This is a genomic window from Acinetobacter sp. 12966 (assembly GCF_031196995.1).
Taxonomy (GTDB): Bacteria; Pseudomonadota; Gammaproteobacteria; order Pseudomonadales; family Moraxellaceae; genus Acinetobacter; species Acinetobacter geminorum.
Genome location: NZ_JAVIMC010000026.1, coordinates 176272 through 193010, shown reverse-complemented (window position 1 = coordinate 193010; position 16739 = coordinate 176272). Strand labels below are relative to the sequence as shown.

Here is a 16739-nt window from a genome sequence, read left to right as displayed (position 1 = left end):
TAATGCACTGCTTTGTTAAACAATCGGTAAAATCAGCTTAGCCAGTGTTACGTAAACCAGCAGCAATACCTGCAATACTCACCATTAGCGCATGATCAACAGGGGTGTTTTCTGCTTGACGCTCAGCGAGATAATCGCGACGGCGTTTCATCAGTTCAGCCTGTAAAAGGTGTAAAGGTAGTAAATACGGTTTGCGAACTTGCATAGACTGATCAAGAACTTCGTTATTACTCAGAAGTTTTGATTCATCTTTTAAAGCGAGTAGGGTTTCAACAGCATCTTTTAATCGCTGACGTAATTGGTTGCCGAGTACTTTTAAATCTTCATCTTCAGTCAGATGTGATTCGTAATAGAGCGCAATATTGGCATCGGCTTTTGACAATACCATTTCCAGCATATCGATGAGGGTCTGGAAATAAGGCCATTGCTGGAGCATTTCATCGAGGGTTGCTTTTTGCTGATCGGCAATCACTTCATTAATAGCTGCGCCAGTGCCTAGCCATGCAGGTAACATCAAACGGATTTGAGTCCATGCAAACACCCACGGAATCGCACGTAAAGACTCGATGCCACCACTCACTTTACGTTTTGCAGGACGCGAGCCTAACGGCAACATTTGTAATTCGAGTTCAGGGGTAACCGTACGTAAATACTTCACAAAATGTGGGTTTTCACGAACTGTTTGACGGTAGACCTTCACCGAATGATCTGTCATACGGTTCATGAGTTCACGCCATTCAGTTTTAGGTTCTGGTGGCGGTAATAAGGTCGCTTCAAGTGTTGCTGCGGTATAGATCTCAAGGTTTTGCATGGCAATACCTTCTAGACCGAATTTGAAGCGAATCATTTCACCTTGTTCTGTGACACGGATTGCCCCAGAAATTGAACCAGGAGGTTGCGAGAACAAAGCCTGTTGGGTTGGTGCCCCACCACGGCTAATTGAACCGCCGCGACCATGGAATAATGTCAACTGTACGCCGTGTGTTTGAGCAATTGCTGTTAGCTCTTCTTGAGCACGATATTGCGCCCAGTTGGCAGACATGAAACCAGCATCTTTTGCAGAGTCGGAGTAGCCGATCATGACTTCGTGTTTACCCTGAATGTGCTGTTTGTACCAATGCATATTGAACAGCGTATTCATGGTAGTTGCAGCGCCATCTAAATCTTTTAAAGTTTCAAACAGAGGCACCACACGTAAAGGATGTTGAATACCTGCTTCTTTTTGCAATAACAACACAGCTAAAACATCACTTGGATATTCAGCCATCGAAATAATATATGCCCCTAAGGATTCAGGCGGTTGGTCTGCCAAAGTGCGCATGGTTGCAAATACTTCTTGGACATCTGGATGACCAATTAAACTGCCCTCAGGTTCATTAATATATTTCGGTAAAAGCGGGCGTTTACTTTGTAATTCCTGAATGAGGAAGTTTTGGCGCGCTTGTTCAGTCCATGATTCAAAATTACCTAAACCTAAATATTCAGTAATTGCTGAAATCGCTTGGCGATGACGGCCTGATTCTTGGCGAATGTCGAGTTTAAGTAGTTCAATACCAAAACAGTTCACACGATAGATGAAGTCGAGAAGCTGACCATTCGCAATTTCAGGCAGGTTACTGTCGATTAAAGAGCGGTAGCACAGCAATAGTGGTTGTAAAAGCTCATCTTTGCTTTTAATGACATTGCTGTCGTCTGCTTCTAAGCCTTGCAAGCGTTGAGCTAACCAGTGGCGAGTTGCTTTTAAACGCTCGCGTGTTGCACGTAAATATTCACGATAAGGTTCTGCATGTTGGCTACCAATTGCTTGAATCATTTCTTCAGAACAAGTCTGGATTGAAAGTTCCCAACGTAAGTTTTCGATATCTCTTAAATAGAGATCGGCAGCTTGCCAGCGTGATAACCAGAGTACTTCTTGGGTAATCTGATGGGTAACATTTGGGTTACCATCTCGGTCTCCGCCCATCCAAGATGCGAAGCGAACTGGTGCAATATTAAGTGGTAAATTGAGTTGGCAGTTTTCTTGAACTAATTCATTTAACTCACGAATGAATTTAGGTACAGCATTCCAAAGTGTTTGCTCAATAGTGGCAAATCCCCATTTTGCTTCATCGACTGGAGTCGGACGGTGCTGTCTAATTTCATCTGTTTGCCAAGCTGAACTAATTTGTTGCTTTAAATTCGCAAGTGCATTTTGGCGTTCGCGTGGGGTAAGTTTTTGCTGATCAAGCTGTGAGAGGCAAGCGTTAATATCATCGTATTTTTGAATCAGGGTACGACGACTCACTTCAGTTGGGTGCGCTGTAAGTACTAACTCAATCTTAAGATCACAAATTTGCTGGAACAGTTTTTCTGTTGAAATACTTTTATCTTTAAATTTTTGAAATAAGTGAACAAGCGGATTCGGAGAGTTTGCATCCGAATCAAATTCTGCCTGTCTGCGGCTACGGACCACATGATATTGCTCGGCAATATTGGCAAAATTGAGGAAGTGAGAAAAAGCGCGGGTGAGAGGTAATAGCTCTTCATCGGGCAGTTCTAAAAATAATTGTTCTAATTGCTTTTCGGCTTCAGCTTGACCATCACGTGCACCTTTGGCAAGAGCACGGATTTGCTCGATCTGATTAAACAGTTCTTGTCCTGCATGTTGTTTTAGGGTTTCACCTAACAAATTACCAAGTAAGCGGACATCCTCACGCAGTGGCGCATCGATTTGCTGAACCATGCTATTTTCTCCTGTTCTTATTCTTATCGAATATAGCGCGATTAACAAACATTCCAAGCTTTGAGCGTAAGAAAATGTGAATTTTTGCTTAAAAAATAACATTTAATTCGCTTGTAGCGCCTTAAAAGCTGGCATGCACTCAGCGTAACTTTTGACAATCGGACTTTGGTTTAACTCCCATATTTGAGTAAGAATAAATGAATTGCATCGCGAATAATTTGCTCTAGCTCCTGAGCATTTGGGGCAGCAGTAATGCCCAGTAAAACCTTGTGATGGCGTACACCAAGCAATAAAGACAAAAGAAGCTCGGTTTGATAGGTTGGGTCATCGGCTTGGATAAAACCTAATTCAGCCGCTTTTTGGAGGAATGCGGCTAATTGATTTTCCATTCGAGTATGTGATGCATCAAAAAACTGTAGGGCGAGAGGGCTCTGTTCTGCTGCAAGCTCTAATAATACGTGATCAAGCTTTAATGCTTCAGGTGAATAAATAATTTGTAAGGCGCGTGAACATACGATAAAGAGTGTTTGATAGAAGTCGGCTGATGTATCTAAGTCAAATTGTTTAGTATCCAGTGTCTCTTCACAAGTTTCTGTAATCGCACAGATAAATAGATTCACTTTATCTTGAAAGTGGTTATAAACCGTGAGTTTAGTAACGCCGGCTTCCTGTGCAATCTGGTTCATGCTAGTACCGTGATAACCGGATTTTAAAAAAATAGCTTTCGCGGCTTGTAGGATACGAGCACGCTTTTCCAGATCTTTGGGGCGACCACTTTGATTAACTGTTTGCACAAAATCCTCTAATAAAAGTTTAAAAAAATAAATATTTATAAGTTTTTTTAAATTAATGTACCCATAGGTATATTAATTAAAAAACAAACAAACTATGATGCAAGCATATTGTGCCTTAAAAAATCAGTTTGAATAAGAGCGATAAGATATGAATCTGTTAAAACCTCTCATCATGAGTATGGTGATTGTTTGTACGGTCACATTAATGGGATGCAGTAAAGAAGCACCCAAAACAGAAGAAATACCCTATGTGATGGTGGCGCAACCATTAACCACACTCAATGAACAAAAAAGCTATGCAGGGGATGTGCAGGCTAGACAACAAACGGCTTTGGCATTTCGGGTTGGTGGACAAGTTACTGCACGCTATGTGGATGTAGGCGACCGAGTTAAAGTTGGACAAGTATTAGCAAAGCTCGATGTGGCAGATGCTCAGTTACAATTAAATGCTGCTAAAGCCCAACTGGATAATGCACAGGCTTCAGCAAAAACAGCAGCAGATGAACTTAAACGTTTTCAACAATTACTCCCTATTAATGCAGTGAGCCGTTCACAATTTGATACGGTAAAAAATCAATATGACGCTGCGCAAGCTGCGCTACAGCAAGCTCGTTCTAACTACGAAGTTTCTGCCAACCAAACTGGTTATAACCAACTCGTTTCTAATAAAAACGGGGTGATTACAGCGCGAAATATAGAAATTGGACAAGTGGTTGCAGCAGGACAAGCTGCTTATCAACTTGCAATTGATGGAGAGCGTGAAGTTGTTATTGGTGTTCCTGAACAAGCGGTTAGCGAGATTAAAGTTGGTCAAGTCGCTTGGATTACCTTGTGGTCTAAACCGAATGAAAAATTTGCTGGTTATGTGCGTGAAGTTTCTCCTGCAGCAGATCAGTCTCGTACCTTTACAGTCAAGGTAGCACTTAAAGAAGGTCAATCTGTTATTCAGCTTGGACAAAGTGCACGTGTATTTTTTAGTTCGACTCAAACCAATGTGATGAGTGTGCCACTTTCGAGTGTTTCAGCAACAGATAATCAGCCTTATGTGTGGGTGGTTAATGCGAACCAGACTTTGCGTAAAGTACCTGTAAGGATTGGTGCATATGGAAAAGACAGCGTACCGGTGTTATCAGGCTTGGCTCCAAATGATTGGGTTGTGATTGGCGGCGTACATTTGCTACGTGATAAACAGAAGATTCATCCGATTGATCGTGAAAACCGTGCGGTGAAAATTCAGGGAGCAACCCAGCCATGAAATTCAATCTCTCGGAATGGGCATTAAATAATAAAGGTATCGTCCTTTATTTTATGCTGTTACTTGGCATTATCGGTGCGATCTCTTATTCAAAGCTCTCACAAAGTGAAGACCCACCATTTACCTTTAAAGTCATGGTCGTACAAACCTATTGGCCGGGAGCAACAGCGAAAGAAGTTTCAACGCTGGTGACTGACCGTATCGAAAAGGAACTCATGACAACAGGGCAGTATGACAAGATCATGGCTTACTCCCGCCCGGGTGAGTCGATGGTTACGTTTGTTGCCAAGGACTCGCTGACATCGGCACAGATTCCTGACGTTTGGTATAACGTCCGTAAGAAGGCGAATGATATTCGCCATGAACTACCAAACGGTGTACAAGGCCCATTTTTTAACGATGAATTTGGGGACACTTTCGGTAATATTTATGTACTGACAGGCAAAGACTTTGATTATGCACTTTTGAAAGAATATGCAGATCGTTTGCAATTACAGCTTCAACGAGTCAAAGATGTCAGTAAGGTCGAATTGATTGGTCTACAAGATCAAAAAATATGGGTTGAGATTTCTAACACTAAAGCGGTACAGCTCGGAATTCCAGTTACAGCGATTCAAGAAGCCCTACAAAAGCAAAATAGTATGGCAAGTGCGGGCTTTTTTGAAACGGGTACAGACCGTATTCAAATTAGAGTAAGTGGTCATCTACAAAACATTGATGAAATTAAAAAAACACCTTTATTGGTCGGTGATAAAACCATCCAGCTTGGTGACGTCGCTGATGTCTACCGTGGTTTTAGTCAACCTGCTCAGCCACGTATGCGTTTCATGGGTGAAAATGGTATTGGCATTGCTGTTTCGATGCGTAAAGGCGGTGACATTATTGCCCTTGGTAAAAATCTAGAAACAGAATTTGCCCAATTACAAAAGACCTTGCCACTCGGCATGAAATTGCAAAAAGTTTCTGACCAACCTGTAGCAGTACAACGTAGTATTCATGAGTTTGTGAAGGTACTCGCTGAAGCAGTCATTATTGTTTTGTTAGTGAGTTTTTTCTCTTTAGGCTTCCGTACGGGATTGGTGGTCGCTTTTTCTATTCCTTTAGTTTTGGCAATGACCTTTGCTGGTATGAGTTTATTCGATGTCGGGCTGCATAAGATTTCACTTGGTGCTCTGATTTTGGCGTTAGGCCTGTTAGTCGATGACGCGATTATCGCCGTCGAGATGATGGCCATTAAGATGGAGCAGGGCTATAGCCGGATTAAAGCCGCCGGATTTGCGTGGAAAACTACTGCATTTCCAATGTTAACCGGAACGCTCATCACTGCGGCAGGTTTTTTACCTATTGCTACTGCTCAGTCTAGTACAGGTGAATACACACGTTCTATCTTTCAGGTGGTGACGATTGCCTTATTAGTCTCTTGGGTTGCAGCTGTTTTATTCGTACCTTATTTAGGAGAAAAGCTATTACCAGATTTTACCAAGTTAGGACATCAGGCCCCTTGGTATGTCCGTTTGTGGGCAAGATTAACGAAAAAACCACAACCGCAAACTGTGGCAATTTCACAGGACCATCATTACGATCCTTATCAATCTAGTTTCTATTTACGCTTTAGAAAGATGGTCGAGTTTTGTGTGACCTACCGTAAAACCGTAATAGCAACGACGGTGGGAATTTTCGTATTATCTGTACTGATGTTTAAGATGGTACCTCAACAGTTTTTCCCACCTTCAAACCGTGCCGAAATTTTAGTCGATTTAAAACTTGAAGAAGGCGCCTCTTTAACAGCAACAGAACAAGCTGTGAAAAAGGTTGAGAACTTCCTGTCTAAACAAAAGGGTATTGATAACTATGTGGCCTATGTAGGGACAGGTTCACCACGTTTTTATTTACCTTTAGACCAGCAATTGCCGCAAGCCAGCTTTGCTCAGTTTGTTGTACTCGCATCATCACTTGATGATCGTGATGACATTCGACGCTCGTTAGAAACACAAATTAAGCAATTACTTCCACAAGTCCGTACTCGCGTATCATTACTGGAAAATGGCCCGCCTGTTGGTTATCCATTGCAATATCGTGTGTCAGGTGAAGATTTAAATCTGGTACGTAAAGAAGCGCAGCAAGTCGCTAAAGTAATAAGTGAAAACCCGAATACCACCAATGTGCATTTAGACTGGGGCGAACCAAGTAAGATCATTTCCATTCAAATTGATCAAGACCGTGCTCGACAAATGGGTGTCTCTAGTCTGGATTTAGCGAATTTCATTAATGCATCAATTACAGGTAGTGCGATTGAGCAATATCGTGAAAAACGTGAACTGATTGAAATTCGTTTACGCGGGGACCAAGCAGAGCGAGTGGAAGTGGCTTCATTGGCAAGCTTAGCTGTGCCAACGAACAATAGAACCACTGTACCTTTAGCTCAAATCGCGAAAATTGAGTATAAGTTTGAAGATGGTCTGATCTGGCATCGTAACCGCTTACCGACGATTACTGTTCGCGCAGATATCCGAACTCAACTACAGCCAGCTACAGTAGTTGGTGAGTTAGCTGAATCAATGGATAAGTTACGTGCTGAATTGCCAAGTGGCTATCTAATTGAAGTGGGTGGAACCGTAGAAGAGTCTGCACGTGGGCAAAATTCTGTGAATGCGGGTATGCCACTCTTCTTGGCAGTGGTCATGACATTACTGATGATTCAGCTTAAGAGCTTATCTCGCGCAACCATTGTGTTGCTAACAGCTCCACTAGGTTTAATTGGTGTGGTTTTATTCTTACTGTTATTTAACAAACCATTTGGCTTTGTGGCCATGTTAGGCACAATTGCACTCTCTGGCATGATCATGCGTAACTCGCTTATTTTGATTGATCAAATTGAGCAGGACCGACAAGCGGGACATCCAACTTGGGAGGCAATTATTGAAGCAACGGTGCGCCGTTTCCGTCCAATTATCCTTACTGCTTTGGCTGCGGTGTTGGCGATGATCCCACTTTCGCGCAGTATTTTCTTTGGTCCGATGGCAGTTGCAATTATGGGTGGATTGATTGTTGCTACCTTACTGACATTGTTTTTCTTACCTGCACTCTATGCAGCATGGTTTAAGGTGAAAAAAACCGCATAAAATACATAAATTTTTTGTGAATAAAGGTGCGAAATATTGAAAAGTTCAATATAGTAGCACCTGTCTTTACACAAAAAATATAGGATTATTTCACTGCATAAAAAATAGGCAAAATGCAGTGAATTGAGGTGAAATACAGATGGGGCAAGACCATATCGAACAGCATCGCCGTTATATAGTAATTTCTTATGCGTTCATGTTTCTTGCATTGTTTACGGTTATTTTTGCGGCTTTTGCTTATTTGATCGCTCGTAAAGTGGCAGTTGTAGATAATGCAGAAGTTTGGATTCATGCGCATGCGCTATGGATTATGCGCAATGCGATTCTATTTCTATTTATGGCAATTTTTGCTGTTGTCTGGTTTATTCCGCTCTTCTTCTTTGCATGGGATAGTAATCTTTGGGTCACAGCCTCTACGGTTGCTGGCGTAGTTTTTAGCGCTATTGCGTGGTTATTTCTATTAAATGCATGGTTAAAAGGCTTGTCTAAATATTTAAAAAATAAGGCAGTTTTTTAATATATTTATTTTTTAAACATTTTCCCCTTGTAAATCCGGCTAAAGCCCCCCATTTAGTCGGCAATAGAGTATTGATAAAATTCCGTGAGGAGCACCGCCAAAAATGGCTAAACGTGATTATTATGAGGTTTTAGGCGTTTCAAAAACCGCAAGTGATGATGAGATCAAAAAAGCCTACCGTAAATTGGCGATGAAATATCATCCTGATAGAAACCCTGACAATGCCGAAGCTGAAGAGAAATTTAAAGAAGCTGCTGAAGCTTATGAAGTTTTATCGGACAGCGAAAAGCGTAGCATGTACGATCGCATGGGTCATAATGCGTTCGAAGGTGGCTTTGGCGGGGGCGGTGGTGGCTTTGGCGGATTTAGTGCAGAAGATATTTTTAGCCAGTTCGGTGATATCTTCGGTGGCGCATTCGGTGGTGGTGGACGTCAACAGCGTCAACGTCGCGGATCAGATTTACGCTATGTAATGGAACTTACCCTTGAAGAAGCTGTAAAAGGGGTGAAAAAAACTATTACCTTTACTGCTCCTGCACCATGTGATGTGTGTGATGGTAAAGGCTCTAAAAATCCAAAAGATGTTGAAACTTGTAAAACTTGTCATGGTTCAGGACAAGTTCGTATGCAGCAAGGTTTCTTCTCTGTACAACAAACATGTGGTACATGTCGTGGCCAAGGTAAAATTATTAAAAACCCTTGTCAGGCATGTCATGGTTCAGGTGTTGCCGATCGCCAGCAAACGTTGGAAGTTACAATTCCAGCGGGTGTAGATAATGGTGACCGCGTTCGTTTGAGTGGTAAAGGCGAAGCAATTCGTGATGGCCAATCAGGTGACTTGTACGTTGAAGTTGTCGTTCGTGAACACGAAATTTTCCAACGTGATGGTGCCGATCTCTATATGGATGTACCAGTGAGCATTGCTGATGCTGCACTTGGTAAAGAAATTGAAATTCCAACTTTGGAAGGCCGTGTTAGCCTCAAAATTCCTGAGGGAACTCAAACAGGTAAATTATTCCGTTTACGTGGCAAAGGCGTTCGTCCAGTACGTAGCAGCATGGTCGGTGATTTACTTTGCCGTATTGTGGTAGAAACACCAGTCAACTTAAATTCTCGTCAACGTGAATTACTTAAAGAGTTGCAAGCTTCTTTTGATGGCGAAGACAGCGCTTCTTCACCAAAGAAAAAATCATTCTTTGATCGTTTGTTCGATTAATACTTGATTAGACAAGAAATTAAAAAGAAGGCGGATATTTTATCAATATCCGCCTTTTTATTGCGCTGATGTATCTTATTATTTTTATTCTGCTTAAAAGAAAAATTATGTCTGTTTACTCTGTAGGGTGAGCAACATCAATATCATTAACACTTACAGTCGGTTCGCTAGAAGCAAGAGTCGGAGCATTTTCGATCACTGTTGCGGCTACTGCTTGTGGCTGTACAGCTGCTTTAGGTGTTTCTGCTGTAGTTTCGCCAATAATTGGGTCAATATCTTCAACTTTAATGTCAGCATTGGCATTGCTTGTTTGAGCTGTAGGCGTTGGTGTTTGGGTATTTACGTTTGTTGTAATACTCGCTTTAGATAAACTTTCTAATGTGTCTCCTGGCTGGATTGCAGGCTCTGCAAATGCCACTGAACTCATAATCCCCATCATCACTGTGAAGCTAATAATTCTCGAATGCATGCTGAACTCCTTATAGTCATCTTTTTCTCATTCGTGGCTCCGTAGTCTGCCGATCAATTCTTTAACTTTTGTGAAAACAGATTAAATTTTGATTCATCTCAAAAAATAATTTTTACTTTTTAAGATGAGCAAAGAGTTTTGATATAGTAGGTAAATTACGTAAAACCGAAGATTGGGAAGATTATGTCAGCAGCTCCACGCATTGGTATTTTAGGTGCAGGCGGTCGTATGGGCCGTACGCTTATTCAAGCAGTTCAACAGGCAGGCTATCAATTAGCTGCTGCGGTAGAGCGTCCGGAAAGTAGTTTGGTGGGCACTGATGCAGGTGAGCTTGCTGGTATTGGTTCAGTGGGTGTGAAGGTTTCAGGAAACTTGGCAGAAGTTCTTAAAGACTGCGATGTAATCATTGATTTTACTGCACCAGTTGCAACTGCTCAGCATTTAAAGCTTTGCCGTGAAGCTGGGGTTGCCATGGTTATTGGTACAACAGGTATGTCAGATGAACAAAAAGCTGAGTTAGACGAAGTTGCTACGCATACCCCAGTGGTTTACGCTGCGAACTATTCAGTAGGTGTAAATGTATCAATCAAGTTACTTGAGCTTGCAGCAAAAGTATTTGGGGATACAGTAGATATTGAAGTGATTGAAGCTCACCACCGTCATAAAGTAGATGCGCCGTCAGGTACAGCATTAATGATGGGCGAAGCAATTGCAGATACTTTAGGTCGTAACTTAAAAGAAGTTGCTGTGTATGGACGTGAAGGGCATACAGGCCCACGTGACCGTCAAACAATTGGTTTTGAAACTATTCGTGGTGGTGACATCGTTGGCGAACACACAGTGATGTTTATTGGTGAAGGTGAGCGCGTTGAAGTGACTCATAAAGCCACAAACCGTATGAACTTTGCTGCTGGTGCAGTAAGAGCTGCTGCATGGGTTGTGGGTCGTGAAGCGCGTAAATATGACATGAAAGATGTTTTAGGATTGAACGACGTATAGGTATAAAACCCTGTACGTATTCCATGTGTAGCGAGAAAAACAAGATAGAGCAGAACATGAATAAAAAACAAATTGCCTTGACCACTCTTCTTTGCTTAAGCAGTCTCTGGACGGGGGCTGCTTCTACTGAAAAAGCTAAACTCAGCTTAGACCGTAATAATATTAAAGTCTGGACCTATCAAAAAACTGATAATCCAGTCTTTCAATATAAAGCAGAAACCACATTTGATGTGCCACTTGAACGCGCTGTTGCTGTGATTTTAGATGTAAATCGTGCTGACCAGTGGGTGCCTTATATGGGCAAAGTTGAAATGTTGTCTCAAGATGAGAAAAAAGGTGAGTTCACACTGTATATGGTGTTGGATTTTCCGTTTCCTTTGAAAGATCGTGATGTCGTTGTAAAAGGAAAAATGAGCAAGGCCGCAAATGGTGTTGTGACAATTAAAAATACCGCAATTAATGGAAATTATCCGATACAACCTGATGTGGTGCGCTTAACACGCTATGAAGGGGATTGGACATTCCAGAAACTTGGAAATAATAAGGTGAAAGTAACCACCAGTGGTTATGCTGATCCTGCTGGTGCAATTCCATTGAGCTTTGTAAATATGTTTGTTCAACAGCAGCCTTACCAGATGTTGCTTAAAATGAAGCGGGAAGTGACTAGTCCGATTTATGAACACCCTAAATTACCAGATATTTTAAAATAAATAGCTTAAAAAAAGCGCCTGAGATCAGGCGCTTTTTTTATTAATCTGAACACTGCTGTAAAGCTTGTGCAGGGCTACTTTCGCGTTTGATTTGAAATAAAACCAATAACAAACCTAAGCCAGCTAGTAATGCTCCAGCAAATGATACTGCGCTATAACCCCAACCTAAATCGAGTACTAACGCGCCTGCTGCTGCTCCTACTGCGTTACCTAAGTTAAACGCACCGATATTCACTGAAGAGGCAAGTCCCGGTGCTTCATGAGCGACTGACATTACACGCATTTGCAAAGGTGGTACTAAAGCAAAGGTTGCTGCACCCCAGATCACTAATGCAATGGCTGCTCCAATCTGGCTTTGTGCAAGAATTGGGAAAGTCACCATCATCACAATTAACAGAACCAAGAAACCAATCAAAGTTTTATTAATCGACAAATCTGCAAAACGTCCGCCTAAATGGTTACCAATTGAGAAACCGACACCAATCAATACCAACATAAACGTAATGAACGTCGGTGAAGCATGGGTAAACTCAGTCAAACTTGGCGCAATATAGGTATAGAGCGTAAACATTGCACCTGCACCGAGTACGGTAGTGAGTAGCGCAAGAACTACAGGAGTACGCGTTAATACCTTCAATTCAGCTTTCACATTTGGTTTTTGGGCAACCATCCCTTGTGGGAGTGCTTTCCATAAAGCGAGCATGGTAATCACACCAAGCAAGGAAATCGCAAGGAAAGACATACGCCAGCCAATGTTTTGTCCAACCCAAGTTGCCAACGGTACACCACCAATATTGGCAATAGTTAAGCCCATAAACATGGTGGCTACAGCACTGGCCTGTTTATGTGCGGGTACAATGCTTGCCGCTACAACAGAGCCAATCCCGAAGAAGGCACCGTGGTTTAAGCTTGTAATGAGACGAGCACCTAATAAGCTCATATAGCTTGGTGAAAATGCTGCGATTAGGTTACCTATCGTAAAGATCGCCATCAGTAAAATAAGCGCATTACGTCTAGCAAAACCACCAAACCACAGGGTCATGAATGGGGCACCTAGCATGACACCAAGTGCATAACCTGTAATTAACATTCCGGCTGTTGGAATTGAAATACCTAAATCGTTAGCGATGTTCGGAAGTAATCCCATTGGAGAAAATTCCGTGGTGCCAATGGCAAAGGCACCTATTGCCAATGCCAATAACGAGAACGCCGTATTTGATTGAGTGTTCATGAGTTTAGTCCCAAACTGGTGCCCATGGCTCTGGGCTAACTTCACGACTGTTACGATCAAGTTCGGCAATCATTTGCATTTCAGCTGAAGTTAACTCGATATCCTGTGCTTTTAAGTTGCTAATCAGGTTTTCACGTTTAGTCGAAGATGGAATGACTGCAAAACCACGTTGCAATGCCCACGCTAGTGCAATTTGTGCTGTTGTTGCTTTATGCGCTGCTGCAATTTCAGCGAGAACTGGGTCTTGAAGCACTTTGCCGTATGCAAGAGTCATATATGAAGTCACATCAATATTCTTCTCTTGTAAGAAATTCACAAGCTTATGGTTTTGAAGATAAGGACTTAGCTCAATCTGGTTGGTTGCAATATGCTCTACACCAATTGTGTCAATTGCTTGTTGGGTAAGCGCAATATTGAAGTTTGAAATACCAATTTGTTTGGTAAGACCTTGTTGTTTCGCTTCAAGTAGAAGCTGCATAACTTCAGGAATAGAAACGCCTAAGTCCGGTGCTGGCCAATGAATTAAAGTGAGGTCAACATGGTCAGTACGAAGCTTTTGTAAGCTCTCTTTTAAGCTCGGAATAAACTTATCTTGAGCAAAATTATCTACCCAGATTTTTGTGGTTAAAAATAAGTCCTGACGTGATACACCGCTTTCGGCAATGGCTTGACCAATCGCAGCTTCATTATCATAAATTTGAGCAGTATCAATTGCACGGTAACCTACATCTAAAGCATTTTTAACAGAATCAATCACCGCTTGCTCTTTTAGACGGAAAGTTCCTAGACCAAAACGTGGAATATTCATGTGTTCACCTGAATTTAAATAATTGTTTAACTTGAGGTGCATTTTGCTCGGATTATTGTTGCGAAAAAATAGATGAATAAGCAAAATATCTTTGATGATTAGTCAATAATAGAATAAGCCATGAAATCAACAATTGAAGAACTTGTTGCCTTTATCACAATTATTGATACAGGCTCATTTGTAGCCGCAGCAGAGCATTTAAAACAAACACCTTCAGGAGTAAGCCGCTCTTTAACACGCTTAGAGACTAAGTTAGATGTGACCTTGTTAGAGCGAACGACACGTAAGTTGAAATTGACTCAAGAAGGGCAACAGTTTCTGGTAAAGGCTCGTAAAATCTTAAATGAGCTTAATGCAGCTGAAGAAGAACTACAAAAATCTGATCAGGGTACCGCAGGACTCATTCGAATTGATTCGGCTACTCCGTTTGTTTTACACGTGATTGCACCATTAATGCATAAGTTTCGTGAGTGCTATCCAGATATCGAAATTGAGTTAAATAGCAATGATCAGGTGATTGACTTGCTGCAACATAAAACTGATGTGGCATTTCGGTTTGGGGAGCTCAATGATTCGAGCCTACATGCCAAACTGGTGTGTAAAAGTCGCTTATTTATCGTTGCAAGCCCTGAGTATTTAGCAATTAAGGGTACACCGACACAACCTGAACAGCTTGAACAACATGATTTGATTGGTTTTACCAGACCTACATATATCAATAGTTGGCCGATTAAAGTTGGTGATGAATATTTTTTTGCGCAATCAAAAATTAAAGCATCGAGTGGGGAAACGGTACGTCAGCTGACGATTAGAGGACATGGTATTGCACGACTATCTGAATTTGAAATTTGGAAAGACATTGAAGAAGGGCGATTGATAGCCTTATTTGAAGACCAAATTGAACATCAATATCAAAGCATCCATGCTGTGTATTATCAACAAGAGCATCTACCAAAAAGAATTCGTTTATTTATTGAGTTTTTGGCAGAACAGTTAAAAGACGGTTTTAAAAACGCTCTCTAAAAGTAGTGTAACTGTCAGTTGGGAAATGAACTTCTAAAAGTGGAGTCGTTTGTCCTTCTGATGAATGTTGAGACAGAAAATAGCTTTTTTGATGTTCTCGGCAGCTAAAATATAAAGTCGAATAAACCGAGTTCACCATTACAACTTCATTTGAGCTATTCCGTTTATATTGATAATGAGAAATCGTACTGGTCTTGTCATCAGTGCGTTGCTCCATTTTATAGTCTTGTTGATTTGTCATTTTTAAATAACCTTCTATGAGGCTTTGGCAAACAGTATGTTTGTACTGCTCATGTTTTGGTTGTGGTTGGCAACCAGCTAAAACAATAGTAAATAACAATATAGCTTTTAATTTCATGATTTTGCTACTTTCTGAGTTGATTTCCATAGCCTAAAGGTGTTCTATAAACCAGTACAGATACAGAAATTTTTAAAAAAGCAGCACAGAATGACTTTTCAATATCAGGTTCTTGCCAATCAATTAGCACATCGTATTTATCAAGATGAACTTAAACCTCATCAAAAGCTCATTTCCTTACGAGATTTTGCCCGTCAACAAGGTATTAGTTTAAGTACAGCAAAAAGTTGCTATGAATTACTTGAGGCGAGGGGACTCATTTATGTAAAGCCGAAGTCAGGTTATTTTGTAGTTGCTCGTACCCCATCCAGCCCTATTCCGGATAGTCCGGATTTCTTATCTTTGCCTCGACATGTCTCAAATCTGGAGTTGCATAACCAAATTCAGGAAGCTGCCTTACAAAGTCATCTTGTACCTTTGGGATCGATTCAGTTAACGCCGCACTTTATTCCTGTAGAAGGTTTACGTCGTTCTATTCAACGTGCTTTAAAAAATTGTCAGCCTCAAGATTTTCTTTATTGTAATAAACAAGGTCATGAACAATTAAGAAAAGCACTATCCGATCATTGGCGTGAAGATGGCATTTATATCGCTCCGGAAGATATTTTTATTACCAATGGCTGTATGCCTGCTTTGTCTTTGGTGATTCAGAAGCTCACTGAAGTGGGCGATAGTATTCTTATTCCTACACCCACCTATAATGGTCATTTACAGTTATTAGCAAGTTTAAAACGACAGATTGTTGAGATTCCGGCAGATCATCGTGGAATTGATCTTGAGCGCTTAGAGTCTTTAATGCAGCAAGGTTTGGCGAAGGTTTGCTTAATGACAGCGAACTACCAAAACCCTTTAGGATATTGCTTTAGCAACACAGAGAAGCAGAAGATTGCTGAATTAGCTGCAAAGTATCAGTGTTTTATTATTGAAGACGATATTTTCGGTGAATGTGGCTACAGTAGCGAGCGACCATTACCCATTCGATATTGGGATCGCGAAGGTTATGTGGTTTGGTGTGGTTCAGTGTCGAAGTCTTTGTCGAGTGCGTATCGAGTAGGATGGTTTTGTTTAACGACAAAGTTAGAGCATTTAAAACTTGAACTGTTGGTAAGTAATATCGGGGTGAATACGCCCTTGCAGTTAGGTCTAGCTGATTTTATTTATAGTCGGGGTTATCGAGAGCATTTAGAGCAGCTACGACCAAATTTAATGCGGCAAGTGGAAGAATACCGTAGCTGTATTTTAAGAGCCTTTGAAGGTATACCAATTGCATTGAGCCAGCCCGAAGGCGGATATGCTTTATGGATGCAGTTACCTAAGAGTGTAGATAGTTTGGCGCTCTATTACACTGCAAAATCTCACGGAATTACCGTAGTTCCCGGGCATGTTTTTGGTGAGGATGAACGCTATCGGCATTTTATTCGTTTAAATGCAGGTCACGAGTTAACAGCAGATGTCCGCCAAGCAATTAAAGACTTAGCGGACTGGTCACGGCAACAGATTAAAACAGCGAGTTAG

The 16739-nt window shown here is 41.3% G+C and carries 14 protein-coding genes; 8 read left to right on the top strand and 6 right to left on the bottom strand.

The annotated features are described in order from the left end of the window. Window positions 1-37: 37 nt before the first annotated feature. Together ppc and RFW85_RS05320 are read right to left on the bottom strand one after the other, a co-directional pair. On the bottom strand, window positions 38-2722 hold the full coding sequence (gene ppc, locus RFW85_RS05325; protein WP_170247941.1) for a phosphoenolpyruvate carboxylase: 2685 nt from the start codon (window positions 2720-2722) through the stop codon (window positions 38-40). A gap of 170 nt (window positions 2723-2892) precedes the next feature. Further along, window positions 2893-3516 carry a TetR/AcrR family transcriptional regulator gene (locus RFW85_RS05320; RefSeq protein ID WP_170247942.1) on the bottom strand — a complete coding sequence of 208 codons (624 nt, stop codon included), beginning with the start codon at window positions 3514-3516 and terminating at the stop codon, window positions 2893-2895. Window positions 3517-3664: 148 nt separating this feature from the next. Here RFW85_RS05320 and RFW85_RS05315 point away from each other — a divergent pair, with 148 nt between their 5' ends. The 4 genes from RFW85_RS05315 to dnaJ all read left to right on the top strand — a co-directional run bounded on the left by RFW85_RS05315 (window position 3665) and on the right by dnaJ (window position 9626). Further along, on the top strand, window positions 3665-4771 hold the full coding sequence (locus tag RFW85_RS05315; RefSeq protein WP_170247943.1) for an efflux RND transporter periplasmic adaptor subunit: 1107 nt from the start codon (window positions 3665-3667) through the stop codon (window positions 4769-4771). Beyond that, window positions 4768-7893, top strand: coding sequence for an efflux RND transporter permease subunit (locus tag RFW85_RS05310; RefSeq protein ID WP_170247944.1), 3126 nt, complete (start codon window positions 4768-4770; stop codon window positions 7891-7893). Before RFW85_RS05315 ends, RFW85_RS05310 begins: the two co-directional genes overlap by 4 nt. A 139-nt stretch (window positions 7894-8032) precedes the next feature. After that, window positions 8033-8410: a membrane protein gene (locus RFW85_RS05305; protein WP_046812130.1), complete on the top strand. Its 378-nt coding sequence runs from the start codon at window positions 8033-8035 to the stop codon at window positions 8408-8410. Window positions 8411-8513: 103 nt separating this feature from the next. Then, window positions 8514-9626: a molecular chaperone DnaJ gene (dnaJ, locus tag RFW85_RS05300; protein ID WP_002119101.1), complete on the top strand. Its 1113-nt coding sequence runs from the start codon at window positions 8514-8516 to the stop codon at window positions 9624-9626. Between the two features lie 115 nt (window positions 9627-9741). On the opposite strand, the gene RFW85_RS05295 is transcribed toward dnaJ, so the two are convergent. Beyond that, a complete protein-coding gene (locus tag RFW85_RS05295) occupies window positions 9742-10095 on the bottom strand; it encodes a hypothetical protein (RefSeq protein ID WP_170247945.1) in 354 nt (117 codons plus the stop codon). A gap of 183 nt (window positions 10096-10278) precedes the next feature. Here RFW85_RS05295 and dapB point away from each other — a divergent pair, with 183 nt between their 5' ends. Both dapB and RFW85_RS05285 read left to right on the top strand, forming a co-directional pair. After that, window positions 10279-11094 (top strand): 4-hydroxy-tetrahydrodipicolinate reductase, encoded by an 816-nt coding sequence (gene dapB / locus RFW85_RS05290; RefSeq protein ID WP_170247946.1) that lies wholly within the window; start codon window positions 10279-10281, stop codon window positions 11092-11094. A gap of 56 nt (window positions 11095-11150) precedes the next feature. Further along, window positions 11151-11804 carry an START domain-containing protein gene (locus RFW85_RS05285; RefSeq protein ID WP_170247947.1) on the top strand — a complete coding sequence of 218 codons (654 nt, stop codon included), beginning with the start codon at window positions 11151-11153 and terminating at the stop codon, window positions 11802-11804. 40 nt (window positions 11805-11844) lie between these two features. Here RFW85_RS05285 and RFW85_RS05280 read toward each other — a convergent pair whose 3' ends face one another. Beyond that, window positions 11845-13035: an MFS transporter gene (locus RFW85_RS05280; RefSeq protein ID WP_057075425.1), complete on the bottom strand. Its 1191-nt coding sequence runs from the start codon at window positions 13033-13035 to the stop codon at window positions 11845-11847. 4 nt (window positions 13036-13039) lie between these two features. After that, entirely contained in the window at window positions 13040-13843 is an 804-nt protein-coding gene (dkgB, locus tag RFW85_RS05275; protein WP_170247948.1) for a 2,5-didehydrogluconate reductase DkgB, read from the bottom strand. Window positions 13844-13963: 120 nt separating this feature from the next. Between dkgB and RFW85_RS05270 the strand changes: the two genes are divergently transcribed. Beyond that, the gene (locus RFW85_RS05270; protein ID WP_170247949.1) at window positions 13964-14866 is read left to right on the top strand and encodes a LysR family transcriptional regulator; all 903 of its coding nucleotides are present in this window, start codon (window positions 13964-13966) and stop codon (window positions 14864-14866) included. Here RFW85_RS05270 and RFW85_RS05265 read toward each other — a convergent pair. Then, window positions 14850-15224 (bottom strand): hypothetical protein, encoded by a 375-nt coding sequence (locus tag RFW85_RS05265; RefSeq protein ID WP_170247950.1) that lies wholly within the window; start codon window positions 15222-15224, stop codon window positions 14850-14852. The two genes, RFW85_RS05270 and RFW85_RS05265, sit on opposite strands and share 17 nt — an antisense overlap. 90 nt (window positions 15225-15314) lie before the next feature. Between RFW85_RS05265 and RFW85_RS05255 the strand changes: the two genes are divergently transcribed. Continuing rightward, the gene (locus RFW85_RS05255) at window positions 15315-16739 is read left to right on the top strand and encodes a PLP-dependent aminotransferase family protein (protein ID WP_170247952.1); all 1425 of its coding nucleotides are present in this window, start codon (window positions 15315-15317) and stop codon (window positions 16737-16739) included.

Coding starts and splice junctions, on each gene's coding strand:
- ppc (WP_170247941.1), bottom strand. CDS start 2,722: ATGGTTCAGCAAATCGATGCGCCACTGCGTGAGGATGTCCGCTTACTT.
- RFW85_RS05315 (WP_170247943.1), top strand. CDS start 3,665: ATGAATCTGTTAAAACCTCTCATCATGAGTATGGTGATTGTTTGTACG.
- RFW85_RS05310 (WP_170247944.1), top strand. CDS start 4,768: ATGAAATTCAATCTCTCGGAATGGGCATTAAATAATAAAGGTATCGTC.
- RFW85_RS05305 (WP_046812130.1), top strand. CDS start 8,033: ATGGGGCAAGACCATATCGAACAGCATCGCCGTTATATAGTAATTTCT.
- dnaJ (WP_002119101.1), top strand. CDS start 8,514: ATGGCTAAACGTGATTATTATGAGGTTTTAGGCGTTTCAAAAACCGCA.
- RFW85_RS05295 (WP_170247945.1), bottom strand. CDS start 10,095: ATGCATTCGAGAATTATTAGCTTCACAGTGATGATGGGGATTATGAGT.
- dapB (WP_170247946.1), top strand. CDS start 10,279: ATGTCAGCAGCTCCACGCATTGGTATTTTAGGTGCAGGCGGTCGTATG.
- RFW85_RS05285 (WP_170247947.1), top strand. CDS start 11,151: ATGAATAAAAAACAAATTGCCTTGACCACTCTTCTTTGCTTAAGCAGT.
- RFW85_RS05280 (WP_057075425.1), bottom strand. CDS start 13,035: ATGAACACTCAATCAAATACGGCGTTCTCGTTATTGGCATTGGCAATA.
- dkgB (WP_170247948.1), bottom strand. CDS start 13,843: ATGAATATTCCACGTTTTGGTCTAGGAACTTTCCGTCTAAAAGAGCAA.
- RFW85_RS05270 (WP_170247949.1), top strand. CDS start 13,964: ATGAAATCAACAATTGAAGAACTTGTTGCCTTTATCACAATTATTGAT.
- RFW85_RS05265 (WP_170247950.1), bottom strand. CDS start 15,224: ATGAAATTAAAAGCTATATTGTTATTTACTATTGTTTTAGCTGGTTGC.
- RFW85_RS05255 (WP_170247952.1), top strand. CDS start 15,315: ATGACTTTTCAATATCAGGTTCTTGCCAATCAATTAGCACATCGTATT.